This is a genomic window from Pseudoalteromonas sp. 1181_04 (assembly GCF_052850545.1).
This window is the reverse complement of record NZ_VXCS01000001.1, coordinates 1-23,579: the sequence shown is the minus strand read 5'-3', so window position 1 is coordinate 23,579 and position 23,579 is coordinate 1. Positions and strand designations below refer to the sequence as shown.

24 protein-coding genes and 1 riboswitch are annotated in these 23,579 nt (G+C 40.4%); of the genes, 5 read left to right on the top strand and 19 right to left on the bottom strand.

Translation table 11 applies throughout. From position 1 onward, the window contains the following. Positions 1-205: 205 nt before the first annotated feature. On the bottom strand, positions 206-1,477 hold the full coding sequence (locus tag FW757_RS00120) for a PIN domain-containing protein (RefSeq protein WP_182794053.1): 1,272 nt from the start codon (positions 1,475-1,477) through the stop codon (positions 206-208). A gap of 304 nt (positions 1,478-1,781) precedes the next feature. Next, on the bottom strand, positions 1,782-2,255 hold the full coding sequence (locus tag FW757_RS00115; RefSeq protein WP_145237712.1) for a VOC family protein: 474 nt from the start codon (positions 2,253-2,255) through the stop codon (positions 1,782-1,784). Positions 2,256-2,445: 190 nt separating this feature from the next. Between FW757_RS00115 and FW757_RS00110 the strand changes: the two genes are divergently transcribed. After that, a complete protein-coding gene (locus FW757_RS00110) occupies positions 2,446-3,057 on the top strand; it encodes an SDR family oxidoreductase (protein WP_182719510.1) in 612 nt (203 codons plus the stop codon). Positions 3,058-3,249: 192 nt separating this feature from the next. Here the strand turns inward: FW757_RS00110 and FW757_RS00105 are convergent, their stop codons facing one another. Next, positions 3,250-4,986, bottom strand: coding sequence for a DUF4153 domain-containing protein (locus FW757_RS00105; RefSeq protein WP_182719509.1), 1,737 nt, complete (start codon positions 4,984-4,986; stop codon positions 3,250-3,252). Positions 4,987-5,044: 58 nt separating this feature from the next. Then, positions 5,045-5,743, bottom strand: a complete 699-nt coding sequence (locus FW757_RS00100; protein WP_149983404.1) for a tRNA1(Val) (adenine(37)-N6)-methyltransferase — start codon at positions 5,741-5,743, stop codon at positions 5,045-5,047. Between the two features lie 76 nt (positions 5,744-5,819). On the opposite strand from FW757_RS00100, the gene srmB reads away from it, so the two are divergent. Together srmB and FW757_RS00090 are read left to right on the top strand one after the other, a co-directional pair. After that, positions 5,820-7,052, top strand: a complete 1,233-nt coding sequence (gene srmB, locus FW757_RS00095) for an ATP-dependent RNA helicase SrmB (protein ID WP_145237725.1) — start codon at positions 5,820-5,822, stop codon at positions 7,050-7,052. Between the two features lie 404 nt (positions 7,053-7,456). Next, positions 7,457-7,780 (top strand): BON domain-containing protein, encoded by a 324-nt coding sequence (locus tag FW757_RS00090; protein WP_149983403.1) that lies wholly within the window; start codon positions 7,457-7,459, stop codon positions 7,778-7,780. Positions 7,781-7,954: 174 nt separating this feature from the next. Here the strand turns inward: FW757_RS00090 and FW757_RS00085 are convergent, their stop codons facing one another. From FW757_RS00085 to yaaA, 4 genes are all read right to left on the bottom strand, one after another. After that, positions 7,955-9,964: an alpha-amylase gene (locus FW757_RS00085; RefSeq protein ID WP_446440713.1), complete on the bottom strand. Its 2,010-nt coding sequence runs from the start codon at positions 9,962-9,964 to the stop codon at positions 7,955-7,957. 307 nt (positions 9,965-10,271) lie between these two features. Further along, positions 10,272-10,466, bottom strand: a complete 195-nt coding sequence (locus tag FW757_RS00080) for a DUF1289 domain-containing protein (protein ID WP_145242920.1) — start codon at positions 10,464-10,466, stop codon at positions 10,272-10,274. 260 nt (positions 10,467-10,726) lie between these two features. Beyond that, positions 10,727-11,641 carry a mechanosensitive ion channel family protein gene (locus FW757_RS00075; RefSeq protein WP_145242916.1) on the bottom strand — a complete coding sequence of 305 codons (915 nt, stop codon included), beginning with the start codon at positions 11,639-11,641 and terminating at the stop codon, positions 10,727-10,729. A gap of 100 nt (positions 11,642-11,741) precedes the next feature. Then, the gene (gene yaaA / locus FW757_RS00070) at positions 11,742-12,521 is read right to left on the bottom strand and encodes a peroxide stress protein YaaA (RefSeq protein ID WP_149983400.1); all 780 of its coding nucleotides are present in this window, start codon (positions 12,519-12,521) and stop codon (positions 11,742-11,744) included. Between the two features lie 250 nt (positions 12,522-12,771). Here yaaA and tal point away from each other — a divergent pair, with 250 nt between their 5' ends. Further along, complete coding sequence (gene tal, locus FW757_RS00065) at positions 12,772-13,722, top strand: transaldolase (RefSeq protein ID WP_145242912.1); 951 nt, start codon at positions 12,772-12,774, stop codon at positions 13,720-13,722. 177 nt (positions 13,723-13,899) lie between these two features. Continuing rightward, on the top strand, positions 13,900-14,088 hold the full coding sequence (locus FW757_RS00060; protein ID WP_145242910.1) for a DUF3545 family protein: 189 nt from the start codon (positions 13,900-13,902) through the stop codon (positions 14,086-14,088). 109 nt (positions 14,089-14,197) lie between these two features. On the opposite strand, the gene ung is transcribed toward FW757_RS00060, so the two are convergent. The 11 genes from ung to FW757_RS00005 all read right to left on the bottom strand — a co-directional run bounded on the left by ung (position 14,198) and on the right by FW757_RS00005 (position 23,350). Continuing rightward, entirely contained in the window at positions 14,198-14,860 is a 663-nt protein-coding gene (gene ung / locus FW757_RS00055; RefSeq protein WP_145242908.1) for a uracil-DNA glycosylase, read from the bottom strand. Beyond that, a complete protein-coding gene (locus FW757_RS00050; protein ID WP_182762360.1) occupies positions 14,857-15,714 on the bottom strand; it encodes a cobalamin-binding protein in 858 nt (285 codons plus the stop codon). Before FW757_RS00050 ends, ung begins: the two co-directional genes overlap by 4 nt. Next, on the bottom strand, positions 15,714-16,313 hold the full coding sequence (cobO, locus tag FW757_RS00045) for a cob(I)yrinic acid a,c-diamide adenosyltransferase (protein WP_145242905.1): 600 nt from the start codon (positions 16,311-16,313) through the stop codon (positions 15,714-15,716). Before cobO ends, FW757_RS00050 begins: the two co-directional genes overlap by 1 nt. Then, positions 16,297-17,799, bottom strand: coding sequence for a cobyric acid synthase (locus tag FW757_RS00040; protein ID WP_182719512.1), 1,503 nt, complete (start codon positions 17,797-17,799; stop codon positions 16,297-16,299). The genes cobO and FW757_RS00040 overlap by 17 nt, the downstream gene beginning before the upstream one ends. After that, on the bottom strand, positions 17,799-18,326 hold the full coding sequence (cobU, locus tag FW757_RS00035) for a bifunctional adenosylcobinamide kinase/adenosylcobinamide-phosphate guanylyltransferase (RefSeq protein WP_145242903.1): 528 nt from the start codon (positions 18,324-18,326) through the stop codon (positions 17,799-17,801). The genes FW757_RS00040 and cobU overlap by 1 nt, the downstream gene beginning before the upstream one ends. After that, positions 18,323-19,120 (bottom strand): adenosylcobinamide-GDP ribazoletransferase, encoded by a 798-nt coding sequence (locus tag FW757_RS00030; RefSeq protein ID WP_182794049.1) that lies wholly within the window; start codon positions 19,118-19,120, stop codon positions 18,323-18,325. Before FW757_RS00030 ends, cobU begins: the two co-directional genes overlap by 4 nt. After that, entirely contained in the window at positions 19,120-20,184 is a 1,065-nt protein-coding gene (gene cobT, locus FW757_RS00025; RefSeq protein WP_182794048.1) for a nicotinate-nucleotide--dimethylbenzimidazole phosphoribosyltransferase, read from the bottom strand. Before cobT ends, FW757_RS00030 begins: the two co-directional genes overlap by 1 nt. Positions 20,185-20,188: 4 nt before the next feature. Further along, the gene (locus FW757_RS00020; protein WP_182794047.1) at positions 20,189-21,184 is read right to left on the bottom strand and encodes a FecCD family ABC transporter permease; all 996 of its coding nucleotides are present in this window, start codon (positions 21,182-21,184) and stop codon (positions 20,189-20,191) included. Next, positions 21,171-22,007: an ABC transporter ATP-binding protein gene (locus FW757_RS00015; RefSeq protein ID WP_220493306.1), complete on the bottom strand. Its 837-nt coding sequence runs from the start codon at positions 22,005-22,007 to the stop codon at positions 21,171-21,173. Before FW757_RS00015 ends, FW757_RS00020 begins: the two co-directional genes overlap by 14 nt. An 86-nt stretch (positions 22,008-22,093) precedes the next feature. Next, a riboswitch (cobalamin riboswitch) is annotated at positions 22,094-22,236 on the bottom strand. Positions 22,237-22,258: 22 nt separating this feature from the next. Next, complete coding sequence (locus tag FW757_RS00010; RefSeq protein ID WP_182719502.1) at positions 22,259-22,873, bottom strand: histidine phosphatase family protein; 615 nt, start codon at positions 22,871-22,873, stop codon at positions 22,259-22,261. A 48-nt stretch (positions 22,874-22,921) separates the two neighbouring features. Further along, positions 22,922-23,350, bottom strand: coding sequence for an FKBP-type peptidyl-prolyl cis-trans isomerase (locus tag FW757_RS00005; protein ID WP_149983394.1), 429 nt, complete (start codon positions 23,348-23,350; stop codon positions 22,922-22,924). Between the last annotated feature and the right edge of the window lie 229 nt (positions 23,351-23,579).

The window sequence follows — 23,579 nt, the reverse complement described above, 5'->3', positions numbered from 1 at the left end:
ACTTATTAATTCTACCCGCGACACTAATGCGCCTAACGAGGCTGTAGAATAACTCCAACAGCCACATTCAATTAAAAAACGAGCTCCTGAAATTAACTCTAAGCGTGTTTAAAGCATTAGGTAATGCATTTGGAACCCATAAAACGGGCTGTTTTTCTTAAAAAAGAGTAATTCTACAGCCTCAACGCCAAAATCAGCGGCGAGTTTACGAGTCTGCTGCATTTTCTTGTTCAATGTATTTCATGTGGCGAGCCAATTCATGCTCAAGCTGCATTGTGCGGTGCTGCAGCTCTTCATACCTGCCTTTTGACTCTTCTAGTCTGCTTCTTACTGAATGATAATTCTCATTTATATCTGAATAGTGACGCATGAACGGCTCCATATCTATTTCACGATCATCCTCTGAATAGCTTTCTCTATATTTTCTCAACTCCATTCTTTCAGCGTCTAACATATGACGCTTCTCTTGCAGAGAAGACATTTCACTTTCATGTTTCATCATTTGATGACGAGTGTGCTCAAGTTCTTGCATCATATGATTAATCTTAGACTTTTGGCGGTTGAGTAGTTCATATTCTTGTTTTTTCCGAAACGCCATTCTATCTCGGCGCCTTACTTCACGAATCTCTTCAACAATCTCTGGGCTAACCTGCTCACCAAGATTTTCCCTAGCTAGCTCAAGGAAGCGATCAGCTTGATACATATGAAAGGTATTTTTAGCGTTATCCTTAAACTCCTTCACCAACTCAGGACGGGGGCCAACCGTCTTGCCTTTGAACTTTTCCCACCAATCTTCTTTCTTATCATCAGTAACAAGTACGATACCTTTATCAACTTCAATAGAGTGCTCTAAAACTTGCTTCCAAACTATCAAATCACCAAACTCGCGACACTTGTCAGAAAATACCTCAGAATCCTTGGATTTTGATCCATCTTTAAATCCTGGCGGAATCTTTTGTCTATAGCGTTCTTCGCCTTCAATTATCAACTTCTCTAATTTTTCTTTTTCAAAAGGCTCGCCGACCCTATTTTCAAATATTTTTGATAGTGAATCCTTTATCTCATCATTCGATATTCGCCTTGTATGAAATTCTTTGTTGCGTAACAATTCCTCGCATAAGCTATTAAACACAGAGTCAACTTTACGCATTGTCGGTGCGCTGACAAAAGGATGCTGCCTAGCATTGTCCAAGTCACTTTTAAGACTGTTAATAGATTTAATCGTCGAATCGTAGGATTGTTCTTGCTGACCTATTACTGATAATCGGTTATTTAAGTATTCTTCGGCTGCTCGATGTGGCAACCATACCCTGTCATTTATTTTTTCTAATAGGCTCAAAAATTCGTTTCTAGTAGCATCTGAGTATCGATATAAATTTAGCAATATATTTGCATCAAATACAAAAACACATGAGTCCCATACTTCCCTTAGGTTTTCTTGGGACTCTTTAAAGTGTCCTGGAAATAGATCTTTCATCGATACTCCTACATTGAACACCATCTTGGTGGTTTATAACACACCAAAACGGCGTATATTACATACCATGATAATTTCACCAATAATTACCTTTGTAAACAAGTAATTAAAACATCTAGAAATTAAGCATGTTATTTTGCCCCAAAACGGCGTTTAATAATGTTATTGGACAAAATTAGATTTCTACTCAAAACACAGGAATAAATTTAACTTTTTCATGGCTGCTTCTCGCTCATAGCTGTCTTTCAGATGAAATATAAACCTATTTTTCAAAACTATGAGATCAGATATCAGCCACTGTAATTTATGCGTCTTCTTCTTTACTGATCAGATCAACCATGCGTTGACTAATCTCGTCATCGCTGAGGTCTTCTTTATGAGTGCCTATTGTCCATACATGGCCAAATGGGTCTTGTAATGTACCGGCCCTATCACCGTAAAATTGGTCATGTACTGGGCGTATTTCTTTACCACCTAAGGCAACCGCATTAGCAAATACGGCATCTACATCTGCAACGTAAAGCATTAAGCTCACAGGCGTTCCGCCAAGCTCATCAGGGCTTTTAAAATGCGCTTCAGGGCACATATCTGAAAGCATAATATGCGAATCACCAATTTTAATTTCTGCGTGAGCAATCCCGCCATCTGGCAGCGGCATTTGCATAATGAGCTGGGCATTAAATACCTTCTCATAATACTCTATTGCTTTTGCTGCGCCGTTAATTATCAAGTAAGGAGTAATTGCATGATACCCCTTTGGTATTGCTGAAACCGTCATTTTACGCTCCAAATATGTGACCTTATTAAATAAAGGTTAGTCGATATCAGCTGAAAGTCAGCTTTACAAAAATGAAAACTAAATACTCTGGTTTAAGTAATAAAGTGGTTCTAGCCCTTTAAAAATAAATATCTCCCCCAAGGTCTATAAACACAGTGAGCAATTTAGCTATTTTTTGAAGGAGTTAATGATGAGCAAAACATTAATCATAGGCGCAAGTGGCCAGATTGGTAAAATAACGACACAGTTACTACTTAATGATCAGCATCAGGTTGTTGCTCTCGTACGTGATAAAAATAAGTTAAGCGATTTAAGCAGTCCCTACCTCAGCGTGACCGAGCAAGATCTCGAGGGTGACTTTAGCCAAGCATTTGCAGGCTGCGAACAGGTGATTTTTGTTGCCGGTTCTGGCGGAAATACCGACGATGATAAAACATTATTAATTGATTTATGGGCTGCGGTTAAAGCCGTAAATTATGCAAAGCAATATGATGTAAAAAACTTTATTATGGTCAGTTCGATTGGCGCAGATGATCCTGATGCAACAGAAAGCGATTTAAAACCTTACTTAGTTGCTAAACATATGGCTGACGAACATCTAATCAATAGCGGCCTAAATTATACCATTGTACGCCCAGGTTCACTTACCAACGACAGCGCTTCATTGCAAATCACCACACAACGGCCAAGTGAACGTAAAGATGCAAAAGTCAGCCGTGAAAACGTGGCAAATGCCTTGTTGCAAGTGGTAAAAACGGCTCCTGGTGACAACCGAATATTTGAGTTATTTGATGCCAATTAAAGCCAGTATCTGGCTGTAATTACCGAAATACCAGGAGCTATAGCAGAATAATTTTCTGTATGCTCCTGCTGTTACTTAGCCTAACAATATTTATTAGTTTGGTGATTCAATGTATTACGCTAAACGTTATTGCGTTGAACTTTATATTGAATTACTAACTAATATTTTGAACACTCTGACCTTAAACCCTGTTTAGTAATCAATATCACTCCTGACTTTAAACAGCACATCGCCAATTTTCAAATCATTATATTTGGGTTGTACAACCTCAATGTTATCTGCATCAATCAGTGTTTTTAGTAATTTAATTTGCTCGGGATTATCGATAGTCATGTATTTTGATTGCCATTGAGTACCATCATGAAACCACAGATTAGCTTCAGTTGAGTTATTCGTTTCATCTATAAATACATAATCGAGTTGTTCATCTTGATTTAAATCTATGGCGATAAAATAAAATGAATGACTTTTAAGCGGTGTCCAGCGGTTGAAATGTAAGCTCTCGAATACAGCCTGAATCAACTCATCCGAAAACACCTGCTGCCTAGGCCAAAACGTCGAGTGCGTAACAAACTCTGTTATTGATGTTTGCTCGGCTAAAGCCTCAAACTCTGGATTATCTGGGTTGACATACATTCGCTCAATGATCATTGCTTGCTCTGGATGAGTACTTTGAATTTGCGCTTGTAACTTTTGCATTGCAAGATAGCCTTGGCGTCCTAAATTACTTGAGAAGTAATAATAATCAAATTCTTCAATACTCACGTCACCTTCATTTAAGCGCGCGATTTGACTCTCGGTAGATAAACGCTGAAAATTCAAAACTGGCGAGTTCACTAGTAGCATAAATATTAAAATCACCACTCCCATCACAATATTAACTTTGCTTTGCACTTGTTGCCATGCATCGCGCTTTTTAACGATCCCGACTAAATACCCGAATGAAAAACACGCAAGTAAAAGACACACTAAAATAGCCCAGCAGCGACCCACCGTGATCCCGTATTGTTCAACTCTAAGCCAAATGCCATAAGCGGCAATCACACTGTAAATTGGTAATAAAGCAATACCAAAAAATACTAACCTATGTATTACAATTTTATAAGGTCGCTGATCAGCAGCGTATTGATAAACCGTATTCACAAAAAATAAAGTGAGTACCTGTAACCATAAAACTAACGAGCTACCACTGCCTGTTTGCCATAATTTATCTAGCCCCGTAAACGGTAGCGTCGCTAAAAAGCCTAAAGAAATAACCGTAAGTACTGGCAGTAAAAACTTAATCAAGGTTTGCAATAAAAATGAGATGTTATCTTCTATATGCATAACCCCTCTAAAGATCACCGTGGCAAAACCGAACGCTAAGGTTAAAGTTGGGATCCAAAACCAGTCTTTTTTGAGTAGCTCAGAGAAAAATGTAATCTCTAACGCATTAAATAGCGCCGCTCCTAACTGCAAAATTCCCCAGAAAATTAAAACGAATAACCAACACTCTGCAAATAAAATAAAGTTACGCCATGAGAGCTTGAATAATTGGCTATAACTAATTGCTTCATTATCAATCAGTTGTTGGATATACATAAGTGCTTTAAAGCTGGCAATTAAGGCTGTGAATATAAAAATGGCCGTTAAAGCATCGTTATTAACCAGCGCAATAGGGTATTGCTGAGCACCAATATAAGCACCAAGGAGTGATAACAACAGACTAAATGGTAACAAGTAACTAAGCAGTTTTTTAATATTAGCTTGCTCTACAGCAAGTAAAGTCAGTAGCACAAAACTAATGGTAAAAGTAACTAAAGAAAACAACCAAACTGGCTCTGTCGCAGGCCATAGCTGATTTTCAACACTACGATATAACAAAGTAAGAACAATGCCTTGCACTAAGGAAAGTACAAAAATAAAAGGTTTAGGTAGTTGATTATCCATATCTATCACCGAGGTTTTTCATCAGTGTGCGATAAATGTACCTTTTATTCAATGATGATTACATTTTCAAGTAAAAGTCTTTACATAAAGCTATATACTCATCGCTATATTGAGCCCCTTGGCCATGAATCGTTAAACTGGTCAGCTCGCATTCTTGCATCTGATAAGCAAAGCACATTAAGCTCCTGCTCGGCGCTTTAGTGGCAGTAGTTTGTACTAAACAATGGCGCACTAAATACAAACCTTGTAATTGCGCTTGTGCAATAAACAACTGCGCTTCTGGGCAAGGTAGAATCACATTTAAAAAAGCATTTTGGTGACTAAGGTGTTTGAATGCAGTGATTAACTCACTAAAACTTAAGCTATCTGTATGACGTGCGGTATTACGGGCTAAGTCCTGCCCTTTTAAACTGGCATTAAAATACGGAGGGTTACTGATCACAACATCAAACTCAGTTGTGGTGGTTACTTGCTGAATAGCTTTTTGCATCAATTTAATATCGGACCATGGGCTATTTGTAAAATTTTGCTGCGCATCAGCACATGCATTGGCATCAATTTCAACAGCATTAACCTGCATAGTTGGTTTGCGTTGCTTGCACATTAATGCCAACAACCCAGTACCTGTGCCAATATCAAGTAACCGCTGTGAAGTAGTTAAGTCAGCCCATGCACCGAGTAAAATTCCATCCGTCGAGACCTTCATCGCACTGCGCGTTTGCGCTACTTTAAATTGTTTAAACACAAAGCCTGACATTTTTTCACCTTTTCATTCACCAACTGGCGGATAGCGCGTATAATTACCAGCAATTGTCCTCTATTTTTGACACTCTATGCAATTTTCTGATTTTGATATTGATAACAAGATACTACAAGCCGTTGCTAAAATGGGTTACGAAACCCCAACTAGCATTCAACAACAAGCGATCCCTGAAGCGCTGCAAGGCCGTGATATTTTAGCCTCCGCACCAACCGGTACTGGTAAAACAGCGGCATTTTTGATCCCGGCGATTCAATACTTACTTGATTTCCCGCGTCGCGAGCCTGGTTTTGCCCGTGTTTTGATCATGACTCCAACGCGCGAGTTAGCTTATCAAATTCATGAACAGTGTGAACTACTTGCTAAAGGCACTAACCTTAAAATTGGTGTTGTTACTGGCGGTATTAACTACGGTACGCATAAAGAAATTTTTGAAAAAAATAACGATATATTAATCGCCACACCAGGGCGATTAATGGAATATTTAGAAACCGAAAACTTTCATGCCGAAAACGTCGAGATGCTTATTTTAGACGAAGCAGACCGCATGTTAGACATGGGCTTTCGTAAAGAAATGATGCGTATTTGTGAAGAAGCAAAAAATCGTCGTCAGTGCTTTTTATTCTCAGCCACTCTTGAAGGCGATAGCGTTGAACGATTTGCAGAGCAAATTTTAAAAGATCCAGCCCTATTAGAAGCTGAATCTTCACGTAAAGAAAAAGCTAAAATCCACCAATGGGTACACATTGCTGATGATTACAACCATAAATTAGCAATGTTGGTTGAAATACTAAACAGTGAAGACTTAAGCAAAGCTATTGTGTTTGTTAAAACCCGTGACCGCCTAGAAACATTAGTCGGCGAGCTGACCAATGCTGGGGTTCGCGCAGCCTGGTTACGTGGCGAGATGCCACAAGACAAACGCATGAAGGCAATGGAAAATTTCCACAGTGGCCGTACAAGAATATTAGTTGCGACTGATGTTGCCGCCCGCGGTATTGATGTGGCTGATATTAGTCATGTGATCAACTTTGATATGCCACGCACAGCAGACGTGTATGTTCACCGTATTGGCCGCACTGCTCGCGCAGGTAAGAAAGGCATTGCAATTTCGTTAGTAGAAGCCCATGACATTGCAGTATTAGCAAAAATTGAACGCTACATTGAGCTGCGCCTTAAACGCCGTGTTGTTAAAGGATTTGAGCCGCGTCATAAAGAAGCTAAAGCGCCAATCAAAAAACATAAAGATCCGGTAAAAATCAAAGCCCGTAAAAAGGCCAAAGCTAAAGCCAAGAAAAAGAAATAATTCATCTGCTTTAACGCCACATAAAAAGCCGAGACTTATCATAGTCTCGGCTTTTTACATTCAGTTTTACCTACTCGCAGTAAGTTATTAAACCCTCTCATAGCAGTCATGCAAATTAATTATCTTGTGTCCCCCATTTAGCTTGCTCATTACAAGCTTGCAGCTACGACCATCACTTAACAAAAAATATATTGCATCGCTATAGCTGCACTAAACAGCAACTACAAATCTAAATTAGTTAGCTAATCGCCGTACTTTTTACTCAGTTGAATGTAAAAAATTCCAAAAACATTACCCGAACTTAAAATACCACTTCAATTTCAATACGTTAAAGTTGGAATAAATATTGTAACAGTAAGCTTACTATTCACTAAACACATACAATAGATGTTATGAGGGAAATCATGGACCGCTTCAAATTAACTGTATCATTGGTATCACTTTGCTGTGTATTTTTACTCGCCTGCGCAACGCAAGTCAGTGCAGCCACTAGTACAATTATGATCAGCAGCGTTTCTCCTCAACCAACACTACAGCAGACTATAATTCATAAACTGCGTAGCAATCCAAACCTAAACCTCTCGCAACTGCGAGTACACGTTGATGGCAACAAAGTAGCCATTTATGGTCTAACCGAAACCGGCTTTGAACGCGCACTGGCACAAAAGTTTTTAGAAAACACCCAAGGAGTGGCAATTATTGAAAATAAAATGCAGGTGAGAGATTGAAGAGTTTAAAGCTGCTAGGCTAAAGATTAAAGAGTTAAAGCAACTGATTTTCTGGTGATTCAACTTAGGTTTACTTAAAACACAGAAAACGCAAATCTCCAGAACATGACTTACAAAGTAAAATCCCAGCTAAACGCATACTTATGGTTTAGCTGGGATTTATCTGTAATAAAATTAGAAATTGCGTATTTCTACCGTTGAATTATTAAACTCAAATTTATTAATTTTGCCGCATTGAGCAACATGATTAGTACTAGCATAAGGGGTGTTTGCTTGCGCGATATTGCCCTCCCAGCCCTGACCATTTTTAATAAACGCTTTTACCTCAAACCATCCATTAACCGCTTTGCTGCAATCCATATCAACATCAAGCAGCCAATAATGTTCACCCCAAATATTCAGTGGTGTAACACCAAAGCCATCATTAGCAACGGTTTTTTCTGCTCCCCAAGTTGCTGGCCAAATATTAGTTGTCCAATCGGTTGCGGTCCCTTGCGCCTCACTACTTTGGCCCGTTTCAATACCATACCAATCTAGGTAATTATCGTTTGCTTTCCAAGGACTGGTAGTGGCACTTTGCAAATTATTATGGCGAATTGGCATAGCACATTCAAAGTTGCTTGTTTGGCAGTTACGCCCAAGGTTTGTGTTTGCATAAACATGGTCAATTCCGCCGCGAATAAACATATCTTGGCCAGTTTGCGTTTGTGCGTTAATAAATATCACAGTTCGCTGCCAATCACTCTGAGGATCAGGGGTTGAGTTAGTGGTTAACTTGGCATTTTTATGAATAGCCATTGCATCCCACGCGGCTACATTTAAGTTTATAGTGCCATTTGCATTAACAGTAATAACTTCACCAGTACAACTTGTTGCATCATTACTCAGTGCTCCTTTTAGCACGTTACAGTATTGCCCTGGAGCCATATCTGTTTGCACGGTGGTATTGAGTGTTGAGCCTTCTTTATTAATGGCAACATGACCTGAACTTCCTCTACCAAAGGCTATTTGATTGTTAGTATTATCCCACCAATTGGTTGTTGCCCAGCTATCAGCCGTATTATTTCTAAAATCTACGCCACCTGCAATGTATGCCCAACGATGCTCACATTGCCAATTACTCGCAAAGCATTCTAAATTACCGTTGTTATGCACAGGTACGCTTGGACCACCAGCATCTGTGTCACCATGATAGTCGTAACTAGACATTACTTTTGGATAACCATACGGGTAAGCCAACATAAATACGTTTGCTAAGTCGTACAAGCGGCCATCTTCAAAGGTAATTACATTACCGGCACCACCATGACCGCGTTGATTATCATGATTATCTACAAATACTACAGCTGATGCACTTGGCATAAACCCCCACCCTTCACCAAAATTACTTAACCATGCGAGCGAGCCATTTCTAAAGGTATTGCCAAGTTCAGTGCTGTATTTAAACTCCGTAACTAAACCTGACGCTAAATACTCAGAGGCACCAACAGCCTCGCCACCTTGATCAATTACTTCTTGAAAGACCACTGGCGAGCCATTCACTTTCGCCATTAAACTTTGAATATCACTGGCTGCAACATGTTTAGAGGCATCAAACCGAAACCCCTTAACACCAATGGCTTGTAATTCATTAATGTAAGCCGCTAATGTGTTTTGGACATACGTTGCAGCGGTATCTAAATCTGCTAGTCCAACTAACTCACAGTTTTGTACTCGGTAACGATCGTTGCCGTAGTCAGAGCCATTAATGGTGCAACTGGTGTGAAAGTCTTGTGGGCTATAAATTGGGTATTGTTTATTACCATAGGTATTACCAGCGGTACCTGTACCACTGCCTGCAGCCATATGATTGATTAAAGTATCTACATAAATATCAACGCCAGCGGCATTACAGCGATTAACCATATCAATAAACTGCTCGCGGTTACCGCCTCGGCTTTGCAATAGGTAACTGACAGGTTGATAACGCGTCCACCATTGGCTGCCTTGTATATGTTCATTAGGCGGCGATACCTGTACCGCAGCATAGCCTTTAGGTCCTAAGTATTGTTCACATTCGAGGGCTACATCTTGCCAGTTCCATTCAAATAGATGGACGAATGTTGTTGGTGTTGCATTTGCAATCGACGTAGCACTTAGGCCAATACTTAGCCCAATAGTGGTTACTATTTTTTTAATTTTCATTGTGTGTTCCGTTGTGTTGTCAAGTAATAGGTATTATTTATTTACAAAGAATTAACAGTAGAGGGATTCTCACAAAATGAAAATTGAATACGTATGCAATCAAAAATTCAAAAACACCATCGATTATGGATGCTTAGCACAAATGCAGTGGCACGAGTGTATCGCTAACTTATTCTTTGTGTGTGTTGGAGTGTTTATTAACGGGCAGTACAGAGCAGTAAAAACTAGTATACGGTTTTTATCTTTATTACGAAATCTTGAAGTTTGGGGTTAGCTTTTTCAGACTGCAGTTTGCTCTACAAAGTGATTATTTATGTTGCGCGTTTTTGCGATTTTGGCATTCATTAAGAACCTGTAGCTTTTGTGCAGGGCTTGCACTGTGCCACGCGAGAATTTCATCAAGGGTTCTAAAGCAACCGATACAGGTATCGTTTTTATCCAAACAACAATGCCGAATACATGGGCTACTTGGTTCTTCATTGCTCACTTTAATGTTATTCATTAATTTTACCTTCGACTTTACTTATTAGACACTAGCCTTAGTTTTAGCTCGTGTCTAATAAGTGCAGTAGATAATCGGCTAGCGATAACTAAACTATGACCACTGCCTTTTACTTGTTTTGATGCTTCGCCATAAATGCTGTCTATCAGTAGAAAACTTAATACTGGTAAATATGCGCCAATCAACAACTGTATTACCAGCTGTAAATTTGTGTAAATTAGCACTATCAACAGGTAAATATTACCTGTTGATAGAACCATTTATTGTTCTGAGTGCTGGCGCTTTTCAGTGATCATCGCATCGAGTTTTTCACCGCCTTTAATACCAAAATCAAGGGTGCGAATTGGGAATGGAATACTAATATCAGCGTCACTTAGCGCTTGTTTGACTGCCACAATTGCTTTATGGCGTACGGTCATAAAGTCTGCCTCGCCGGGGTATTTTATCCAAAACCACACCAGTAAGTTGACACTACTGTCGCCAAACCCTTCAGCATAAACAGCGGTTTCGTCTTGTTTAATTACAAAATCAAATTCATTGATTTTTTTAACTATCACCTCAGCTGCCAGCTCTGGGTCATCACCATATGAAATGCCCACCGGCACTTCAATGCGGCGTACACCTAAGGTACTGTAATTACGTAATACATTACGAAAAAGTATTTTGTTAGGCACTAAAATCAGTTGCCCATAAAAGTTTTCGATAAGCGTGTTACGCAAATTTATTGAGCGCACATTGCCAAACACATCATCGGTTTTTATAACATCGCCTGTTTTAAAGGGTTTGCGAATACCCATAGCAATACCAGCTATTAGGTTCTCGGTCATATCTTGAAAGGCAAAACCAATTGCTAAACCAACAATCCCAGCACCAGCCAGTAATGACGTTACAGTGCCTTTTAGCCCTATAAAATCGAGGGCAACAAATAACCCAACACACAGTACTATCATCTTGAATATCGATGCCATTAAGTCTGCAATTTGTTGGGAGTCTAACGAGCGGCGTAAAACATTGCGCATCATCGAACCTAAAAAACGCGCGAGAATTGAGAAAACAATGGCGATGATCACCGCCACTATAAAATTAGGTATATGACTTATTACGACATCAAACCAGCCACCGAGTTTTTCTTCAATAAGTTTTTCGGCATCGCTGATAGAAGGTATTTTTAGCATTGCTTAACCTTGATTATTTTATAAATAGTGTCAGGTTATTGCAAAATAAGCGCCAAAACTAAAAAGCCATGCATTGCAGGGCTTTTAAACAGATTAATAACTAGTTTTGTTCATCTCTTAGAAATACTGGCTCCAGCTCTTTTTGGGTCGCTTCGCTACTGTAGTAGTAACCATCAACAGTAAACTTTTTTAAATCACTTAACTGGGTAACTTTATTCTCAATAATGTAGCGAGCCATCAAGCCGCGCGCTTTTTTAGCATAAAAGCTGATAATTTTATATTGGCCGTTTTTACAGTCTTTAAAGTGTGGAGTAATGATTTGCGCGTTTAAGGCTTTTTTATCAACCGCTTTAAAATACTCGTTTGATGCTAAATTTACTAGATATTGGCTATCTTGCTCAGCGAGTACGCTATTTAGTTTATCAGCAATAATACTGCCCCAAAATTCATAGAGGTTTTTACCACGGCTGTTATCAAGCTTAGTGCCCATTTCTAAGCGATACGCTTGCATTAAATCAAGTGGTTTTAATAACCCGTAAAGGCCTGACAAAATACGTAGGTGACTTTGCGCGTAATCAAGTTGCCCGGCAGTTAAGCTGTTTGCATCTAAACCACCATATACATCGCCATTAAAAGCCATCACGGCTTGTTTAGCGTTGTCGGTAGTAAACGGTTGCGACCACTCACTAAAGCGCGCAGCATTAAGGCCTGCAAGCTTATCGCTAATTTTCATTAAACTGCCAATTTGTGCCGGCGTTAATTCGCGGCACACCGTCATCAACTCTTCGCTGTGCTCAAGTAACTCAGGTTGCGTGAATTTATCAGTGCTTGCTTGGCTCTCGAAATCTAAATTTTTTGCAGGTGAAATAACAGTGATCATAGTTAGCTATTGACTTGGAAATTATTTAATGTCAATTTCAACATTAAATGAAACGAAAAGCACGTTTTGTTTATATCAATTAGTTAGAATTGATTGGTATGATACCTACCTTATTCGCACAGCAAATTATGCTATGCACCTTCGTTCTTCACTGATACGGACATAAGACCTATTAAGCGCTGTCACAGTGCTGCAGTATAAGGTAGTTACAGTAGATTTTCTTTTAACTTGCTTGGAATGAGGAAAGCAAATGACTTCAGCTCTACAAAGGCTCAAACAACATTCATCTATCGTGGCCGACACTGGTGATATTGAAGCGATTAAAAAACACCAACCGGAAGATGCAACAACTAACCCTTCATTGCTATTAAAAGCCAGTGAAATTGAAGCCTATAAGCCGTATTTAGATAAAGCGTGGAGTTATGCTAAAGAAACCGAGCAAGACGCTGCTAAACAATTAGAACTAGCCTGTGACTACTTTGCTGTATTACTAGGTAAAGAGATCAGTGACATTGTGCCGGGTTATATTTCAACAGAAGTTGATGCGCGTTTATCATTTGATACTCAAGCAACAATTGCTAAAGCACACACATTACTAAGCCTTTATGAAAAAGAAGGTGTGAGCAAAGATAAAATCTTAATCAAAGTTGCCTCAACGTGGGAAGGTATTAAAGCCGCAGAGCAACTTGAAAAAGAAGGTACTAAGTGTAACTTAACGCTGCTATTTAGTGATGCTCAAGCCCGTGCTTGTGCAGATGCTAACGTATTTTTGATTTCACCATTTGTTGGCCGTATTTTAGATTGGCACGTTGCTAACGGCTTAGAAAAACCAACCGATCCATTACAAGATCCAGGCGTGCAATCAGTACGCAGTATTTTTGAATTTTATAAGCGCCATGATTATAAAACGGTTGTTATGGGCGCAAGTTTCCGTAACACCGGTGAAATCATCGCACTAACTGGTTGCGATAAACTAACCATCAGTCCTAACCTTTTAGAAGAGCTAGGCAACCTTGAAGGTGCACAGGAGTATTTACTTGAAAGTGATATTGCTAAAGAGCCTAAACCTGCACCACTAACTGAAGCTCAGTTCCGTTGGTTACATAATCAAGATGCCATGGCGACAGAAAAACTAGCTGAAGGTATTCGTTCTTTTGCTGATGCACAAGAGCAACTAGAAGCGCGTTTTAAAGCAATGTAATCGCTTTTATCGTTTAAATTAAACGTCGCATTTGCGGCGTTTTTTTATGCCTGAAAATAATCTCTATTCATTAATTTATCACTTACCTGTAACATAAATGTCACTTTTTTATTCTATTTTAGTGTGGCCTGTGGTATAGGTATTTTCGAGGTTCAAAAAATTCAATAGGAGAAGTTCATGGATAGCCTAGACGATATTTTAGAGATATTAGAAGGTCCTGATACAACAAGAAAGACCTCTCAGAAAAATAAAAAGAGAAAATGGCGCGAAATCGAAGCTTTAAAAGACAAGCAACGTTTACGTAAAGAACTACAGGAACTAGACTTTTTTACAGACAATATTGCGATTGATGAATTAGATTTTTAATTTCGCAATAGCTACTAACCAACTAAAAGGCCCTTACCGATAAAGTAAGGGCCTTTGTTTTTATCAGTTAACGTATATTCTGCGCGGGATAAACTCGCACCTACAATTCCTAAACTTGCCAATCGATCGCTGTTTGCCCTTGCTGTGTTAATAACTGATTGGTAGCGGAAAAATGCTGGCAACCAAAGAAGCCACGATGCGCAGACAACGGCGATGGGTGCGGGCCATTTAAAATATGGTGACGCGTACTATCAATGCCTTTACCTTTCTTTTGTGCGTGAGCACCCCATAAAATAAATACCACACCTTCACAGTGTTGATTAATATGGGCAATAACCTTATCGGTAAACTGCTCCCAACCTAAGTGTTTATGGGAATGGGCTTGGCCTTGCTCAACAGTCAGTACGGTATTAAGTAAAAACACCCCTTGCTCTGCCCAGCGTTGTAAATAACCGTGCGTAGGCACGCGAAAACCATCGATATCTGTAGCCAGCTCTTTATAGATATTTTTTAATGAGGGAGGAAGTTTACCAACCTCTGGTAATACCGAAAAACACAAACCATGTGCTTGTCCTTCGCCGTGGTAAGGATCTTGTCCTAAAATAACCACTTTTATATTACTTAACGGTGTTGCATCAAATGCACTAAATACATACTGCTCTGGCGGATATACAGCAATACCTTCGCTGCGCTTTTGAGCGACTGTATCCAACGTCTGCTGCATATAAGTTTTTGCACATTCGGTTTTTAAAAAGTCTTGCCAATCACTCATTGTGGCTCCTTAATTGCAACGCGTGAATCATCTATTTTAGTACACATATCAGCAAGACCATCCAACATACGCGTGGTAAAGCGGTGTAGTAAATCAGCATTGACGCTAATAAACTGGTGGTGCTTTACCGCGGGTACTTCGGGCCATTGTGTCCAATCAATCACAGTTTGCTGCGCTTGTGACTTTTCATTAGGCAATATAATGATCTCTGGTTTTGCCACGATCACATTTTCAATACTTATCAGAGGGTAATCAGTTCGGCTACTAGCAAATACATTACGACCTTGGCAAATTTCGATTAACTGATTGATCCAGGTATTTTTACCCACCGTCATCATCGGTTCTGCCCATAGCTGGTAAAATACCGCGACCTTACTTTTACCTTGCTGCTTGGCTTTGATTACAGCAATTTTCTGCTCAAATTCAAGTGCGGCTTGCTCGGCTGATTGCTCATGTCCAGTAAGCTCACCTAAACGGCGCAGTTCATTGGGCACTTTATCTACTTCACTCGCGTCACTGTAAATTATATCAATGCCAAAACTTTTAATACGTGCTAAATCCTCAGCTTTGCTACCCGTTTTCCATGCTAAAACTAAATCAGGTTTGAGGGCCAGTAGCTTTTCTATTTGAATACCTTGGTGACCACCGATACGTGGGATATCATTGGCCGCAGCAGGAAAATCAGCATATTCCACGGTTCCCACGATTTGCTCACCAGCGCCGATGGTATAGAGGTTTTCAACAATATGCGGGGCCAAGGCGATAATTCTTAATTGCTGCTTGTTAGGATCAGCCACGAGCTTAAAGCAGCACAGAGCCAGCGATAAAACGAGTACAAGCCTAAGCGTAGCCATTAATAATCAAATCCTATTTGCGCTTTAACACCAGCATCAAATGCATGCTTAACATTGCGCACTTCACTAACAGTATCAGCTAAGTCAGTTAACTTGCGGTGCGCACCACGGCCAGTAATAATTAAAGATTGCATTGGCGGACGATTAGCGATCACTTCGAGTGCTTCGTCTAAATCAATGTAGCCGTAGGTGATCATATAAGTAATTTCATCAAGTAATACTAAATTAATTGATTCGTCAGCCAACATACGTTTTGCTTCTTGCCAAGTCGCTTGCGCCGCTGCGGTATCTGATTCTTTATTTTGCGTCTCCCAGGTAAAACCTGTGTTCATAATGGCAAATTCAACCCCTGCGCCTTGCAATACATTACGCTCACCACACGGCCAAGTACCTTTAATAAACTGGCACACAGCAGCTTTCATGCCATGGCCTACACAACGTGTTACCGTGCCAAACCCTGAGGTTGATTTACCTTTACCATTACCAGTGATCACCTGAAAAACGCCTTTCTCAGTTTGTGCTGCGGCTATACGCTCATCAACTTTATCTTTTACTTTTTGTTGGCGTTGTTGGTGCTTGTCGTTATGTGTGTCGCTCATGATTAACTCCTTCCCAGTTTTGGTAAATTTGCGTTATTTTGTCTAAATCTAAATGTTCTTTACACATCGTGGCTAAGCGCGTTAATTGCTGCTCGCGATGTGTGTCTATATCTATTAATTGGGTAATACCACTATTTGGCAATACCCAATCCAGTATTAGTTGCGTAGCTGCACTGCTATCAAATAAGCCATGTAAGTAAGTACCTGCTATACAATCATCATCTGATATAAAACCATCTTGCACAACATGCTGTGGATGCTGAGTAAATTGTAAAAAAGGCTTTTTAAATGCTGGGCCAGCGCTGCAACCGGCGTGTATTTCATAGCCTGCCACTTTTGCTTGTTGACCGCCAAGATGGATCACACCAGCAGCTTGAGTTAGTACTTTATGCTGCCCTAAATGAGTGGTAAAATCAGCGAGCCCTAAAGCTTTACAGTGTGTTTTACTTGATTCCACACCCTCAGGGTCATAAATATCTGTGCCGAGCATTTGCAAACCTCCGCAAATACCTAATAACTTACCGCCATAACGCAAGTGACGCTGAATCTGCTCGCCCCAGCCTTCATTGTTTAAAAAGGCTAAATCATTAATAACATTTTTACTGCCAGGAATGATGATCAGATCAACGTGTGGAATTGCTTGAGTATGGCGAATGTAATTAATGTCAATTTGCGGGTTTAAACGCAGCGCATCAAAATCAGTGTGGTTACTAATATGAGGAAGTAGCAATACTGCGATTTTTATTTTTGCTTGGCTTACTTGATTATCTATCGCTACCGCGTCTTCAGCATCTAGGGCGAGATCATGTAAATACGGCAACACCCCTAACACTGGTTTACCGGTGTACTCTTCAAGCCAATCAAGGCCACCTTGCAATAAGCCTATATCGCCACGAAAACGGTTGATCACAAAGCCTTTTACTCGGGCTTGTTCTGACTCGCTTAATAGCGCAAGAGTACCGACCAAATGCGCAAACACACCGCCTTTATCTATATCTGCAATAATGATCACGGGGCAATCAACCGCTTCGGCGTAACCCATATTAGCAATATCACCCGCACGTAGATTAATTTCAGCCGGACTGCCCGCACCTTCAACTACCAGTAGCTCAAACTCTTCGCTTAAACGCTGTTGCGAAGCCAGTACCGCATCCATCGCGACTTTTTTATAATCATGATAAGCACCTGCTTCCATATTACTAATGGCTTTACCGTGAATTATCACTTGAGCGCCAGTATCACTATTGGGCTTGAGTAAAATGGGGTTAAAATCAACCCGTGGCGCCACTTTAGCTGCAATCGCCTGTAGTGCTTGCGCACGACCTATTTCGCCGCCATCTTCTGTTACAGCGCTGTTTAAGGCCATATTTTGCGGTTTGAATGGAGCAACTTTGATCCCGCGTTCAACAAATACTCGGCACAATGCTGCAACTAAAGTACTTTTCCCTGCATCAGAAGTAGTACCTTGTACCATTAATGTTTTCATCATGACTGCCCTTTCAGTGTTAAGGCAAGACCTGCCATTATAAATTCAACTCGCGCAGCTTTTGCGGCAATGGCTTGATGTAACCAGCCTGATTCATCTACAAACCGGCGGCTTAGCTCGCCCAAAGGCACAATACCGTGGCCAACTTCGTTACTGACAAAAATCACTTGCCCCGGTAAATTTTCAAGGGTATTTAGTAGTGCTGATTTCTGTTCATCCCAACAATCACTTGTGGCGTGACATAAACAGTTACTTAACCATAAGGTTAAGCAATCAACTAAAATACAGTTATCTTTGCTGCTGTGTGTTTGTAACGCTTCAGCCAATGCAATTGGCTCCTCAACTAACGGCCAATCGACAGGGCGCTGTTGTTGATGATGGACTATACGATCTTGCATTTCAGTATCGTGGGCTTGCGCCGTTGCGAGGTAAATAACGCTTTTATTGCTTTGCTGTGCAAGCTGTTCAGCAAAGCGGCTTTTTCCACTGCGTGCGCCGCCTAAAATAAATGTGTGGTTAGCGTTCATAATACACTCACAAAAGTTAAGTAAATGGCAATTTCACTTAGCTGCTGCGCGGCACCTAAACAATCGCCAGTGTAACCACCTAACTGCTGTTTAAACCAGCGGATCAAAATGACTCTTAGGATCAGTAATACTGCTACAAGAATGAATACGGTTTGCCATAACAATACACCAACAGCAATCAAGCTAACCAGTAAAGTAGCGGCGGTTACAAGTAACGTAACTAAACTAGTGACCGATAGGTGCATAGCAAGCGGCTTTACTTTTGAAGTCGCATCTTCACTTACATACTCCATCCCCATAATTAAACTGGTTGCCACTACTCGGCTTACACATTGCCCGATAACAATTGCACTCAATACAGTAATCAATGACTCACTAAGAAAGAGTAGGCTTTGAAATTTAACCAGCAGCATAATAAATAATGCCGCAGCACCATAAGTACCAAGACGACTATCTTTCATAATGGCAAGCTTTTGCGACACCTGCCAACCACCGCCAAAACCATCCCATACATCGGCCCAGCCATCTTCATGAAATGCGCCTGTTAATAACAACCCGGCCGCCATCATTAGTAATACACTTATTGATGCTGGTAACAGTAATTGAAAAACGCCGTAGCTGAGTGCTAATAATCCACCAAGCAGTAAACCCACTAAAGCAAAATAGCGACTTGCTTGATTTAAATGAGCACCGCTTACATTAAAGCGCAACTGCACCGGTAGCCGGGTTAAAAAGCTAATTGCTAATAACAGTAACTGCCATTGCGTTACTTTATTTGCCTCTGGGTTAGGCATTAACTGACAACCTGCTTAACACCAGCATCAGCAAAACTAGCCATCTGATTATAAAAACCAAGTGCGGCTTGCAATAATGGTAAACTTAACGCAGCGCCAGTGCCTTCACCCAAGCGTAAATCAAGTTGCAGCAGTGGCTTAACATCGAGTACGTTCAACATCAGTCGATGGCCTTGCTCATTTGAGCAATGTGCAAAAATTAAATAATCTTTCACTGCTGGGTTAATATTAATTGCGGCCATTGCCGCAGCACTACAAATAAAGCCATCAACTACTACAGCCATGCCTTGCTCAGCCGCAGCCAACATAGCTCCCGTAATATGCACAATTTCAAAGCCACCTAACGCTGCAAGTAGTGAAATAGGATCTGCTAAATGTAACTGATGCAATACCAGCGCTTGCTCTACAACTGTTATTTTACGCGTAACAATATCATCACTAACACCCGTGCCTTTGCCAACACACTGCTGTGCAGGTAAATTCAGCATAGCTGCCATAATCGCTGCTGCACTGGTGGTATTACCTATGCCCATTTCGCCAAAGGCAATTGTATTACAACCACTATGACTGAGCTGTTGCACCAGCTGTTTAGCATTATTAAAGCCTTGCTGTACCTGCGCGGTATTCATTGCCATGTCTGTATTAAGTGGCTTTGTTATACTTCCTAGACGGCAATTATGGACACTTGGCGCTGTGACTGGATGCAAAATACCACAATCAATCACTTCTAATTGCCAACCTAACTGTTGGCAAAAGACATTAATAGCGGCACCACCGCTGACAAAATTAGCTACCATTTGTGAGGTGACATCACTGGGCGCTATCGATACCCCTTGTGCAGCAACACCATGATCTCCTGCAAATACCAGCAAAGTAGGCTTATTGATTGCAGGTGCAAAGGTTTTAAAAGCATCTTCGCTTGCCACTTTTTGGCTAAACAAAGTAACCAGTTGTATTGCACATTGTTCTAACTGTCCAAGTGCACCAAGCGGTTTAGTTTTTTGGTTAATCTTATCAATGATGAGGTGACCAAATTGATTAGTTACTGTGGGTATATTAAACATCTGACTAACTCTCTCGCTTGCGAAAATAAAGTAACGATAAAAAGAAAATACTGCCTATTGCAGAAGTAATAACACCGATTGGCAATTCTTGATTTGCAAGTAAAACACGCGATAGCACATCAACCCACACCATAAATATACCGCCAACTAAAGCCGTCATGATCAAACCAGTAATAGTGCCTTGCGACACAAAAAACCGTACTATATGCGGGATCATCAAACCAACAAAACCAATACCACCACACATCGCCACTAACACTGCAGTGATCAATGAGCTCAATACCAACATTAATAACCGAAACCGCTGTACCGGTATTCCTAAAGTTGCAGCACTTTCATCACCTAGTAACATTGCATTTAGTTGCCGACGAAAACCCATCATCAGCCCGGTGCAACTAATAATAACTAAAGCGGGTAACCATAACGTTGACCATTGTGCGCGAGCAAAGCTGCCTAGCGTCCAAAATAAAATAGCCGTGATCGCCTGCGGATCACTAAAATATAAAAGTAAGCTGGTAAAGGCACTGAATAAAAAGGATAAAGCGACCCCAGCCAAGAGCATGCTTTCAACTTGTCCGCGACCTGCTCGTCCGGCAATAAAAACCAGTAATAACATAGTCAATAAACTACCAACAAATGCCGCGGCCGACATTGTTATTCCCGCGCTGGCTCCTGTTAGTGTCATAAAACATACCACACCAAATGAGGCTCCCGATGAAATACCAAATAAGTAAGGATCGGCTAACGGGTTACGGGTTACGGTTTGTAAAATTAAACCAGCAATAGCTAGACCAGAGCCAGCTAAAAACGCCAACAATGTTCGTGGCATTCGCAGTTGCCATATGATCCGCGCTATAAAGGAGTCATCTCCCTGACCTATAATACTGTGGTATACATCAATGAATTTACTGGGCGCAGCACCAAAGCTAAGTGCTATAAAAATGCTCGACAAGGCAAAAAATAGCGCCACGCTGACTGCAAAATAATTATTTTTTTGCATCAACGCCACCACCTTGATAGCCGTAAAAATAGGTAATACGCGGAATGACCTTATTTAATTGTTTACTCTGTGGATGCGCCGAGACTTCGGCACAGACACCAAATACTTCGCTGAGCATTTCTTCCGTGATGACATATTCTGGGCTACCCGTTGCAACTAACTCACCTTGCTTTATCACCAGTAGTTCATCACACATACTTGCTGCAAGATTAAGATCATGGAACGACGCTAATACCGTTACATTTAGCGATTTAGCCAACTCCATTAATTGAATTTGATATTTAATATCTAAGTGGCTGGTAGGCTCGTCCATAATTAATAATTGAGGGCTTTGTACAATTGAACGTGCTATCAATGCGCGTTGCTTCTCGCCACCGGAAAGGGAATCAAACGATTGCTGTAAATGATGGCTCAAGCCAACTTGCTCAATCGCCTGAAAAATAATTTGTTGATCATTTTTAGTTGTCGAACTAAATAAGCTTTTATGCGGCGTAAGGCCAAGACTCACTACATCATAAAGCGATAGGTTAAATTGCGAAGGTGTTTCTTGCAGCACCACAGCAACCTGCTTGGCATATTCATCCGCACTTAGCTGCCAAATATTTTTCCCTGCAAATATAACCTCACCGCACACTGGTTTAGTGTAACGGTATAAACAACGCAATAAACTTGATTTACCTGCGCCATTAGGCCCTAACAAACCAATAAATTGGCCTGGTTTTATTGCAAAATTAATATCGTGCAAAATGGCGGTATTTGCCACCGACCACGATAAATTAGCTACTTCAAGTAAAGGGGGATCAATTACTGCTGGTATTTGCAATGTGTTATCTCTCTAGCAATAGCTAAACCCAATACACTACAAACCATTATGATCATGGTGATAATAGAAGAGTTAGCCCGCTCAATAGGTAATAAATTAACGTATTTTGTATCTGACTTATCGCGCTTGCGACTTACAGTTGCGGGAACAGTTGAGGAGTTACACCCCATTCCAAAATACATAAGGCTCTATTATGGGCGGGTGAGTAAATATTTCAATTAATATCTTTCTAGACGGCTAAAAATAGTCTTTTAAAACACAATTCTGGGCCATGCTTTATCGCTATCATCTATGTAAATATCAATACAAATAAGCTTCCCATAACCGATTGAAAATATGTTTTGCTGATTCGACTCTTTTGGTAACTGACAAATAATACCTAATAGTTGCTTGATCACTCCGGCATGCGTTAAAACTAATTGTGCTTGAGTACGATTACTTGCAATATCAATTAGTAACGTTTGCCACCACGTTGCTATTCGCTGATAAAAATCCCTCATACTTTCGCCATGAGGGGGGGTTACTTGCCAAGGGCTTTGCCAGAAATCGCCAAGACTAGGAGAATCCGTCTGTTGCCACAAATCATCATATTTACAGCCATCCCAATCACCAAAATTAAACTCTCGGAGCTGATCAGTCAGAAAAAGTGGTATTTGCTGGGCATGGCTAAAAGATCTGGCAAATTCGCTACAACGTTTCAAAGTCGAACTTTGTACAAGCTCAATATTAGTTAGTTCATTGCATGCTTGATGTAATTGCGCACGGCCAAGTTCACTGAGTAAAAAATCTGTATGTCCGGCCAAGACTTCTTGCTCAATCAATTCGCCATGGCGTAATAAGTAAACGCGACTAGAAAATGGCGGCATAAAGCCCTCTTACATTAAAGAAAAGTACTTTTAACAATAGCATAATGATCATCCTAAACGGATTAAGCGCACATCAAAATGTAGAACGGCATTAGCTCCTATTTTCCCACCATTCCCCTTGCGCCCCCACGCCAGCTCTGCAGGAATTACAAATTCATAGCGAGAACCAACCGACATCAATAAAATACCTTCTCGTAATCCTTCGATTGCCTCATCTAAGGTAAATACTTCAGGCATTCCAGCTTTATAACTATCAGCTATTACGCTGCCATCAGCAAGCATAATACGCTGATTGATGACCACGGTATCTGTGTCAGTTACTCGCTCACCAGAGATCTCATCTATTACTTTATACATCAAACCAGAAGCACACAGTTGAGTATCAGCATGATTACTAAATTTAACTATGAAGCTTTCACTGTTTTTACGATTGAGTCCTGATGAACCTTTTGATTTAGTTGTTTTTTTACGTGCCATGAAGCCCCACTATTTGTATGATAAATATAATGATTTTATCGCATAGGTAGAGGCCTAAACGCAAGTTTTATAGTGAGTTTGCGAGTTTTTCAAAACAATAAAATGATCTTATACCAATCGTGTTAAGTTACTGACCATTTATAGCGACAGATAAATGCAGTGATAACAAGGCATAAATTTTGACATGTAGTTGTTCTACATGAAAAATTTATAACGCAGTTAGCGCTTT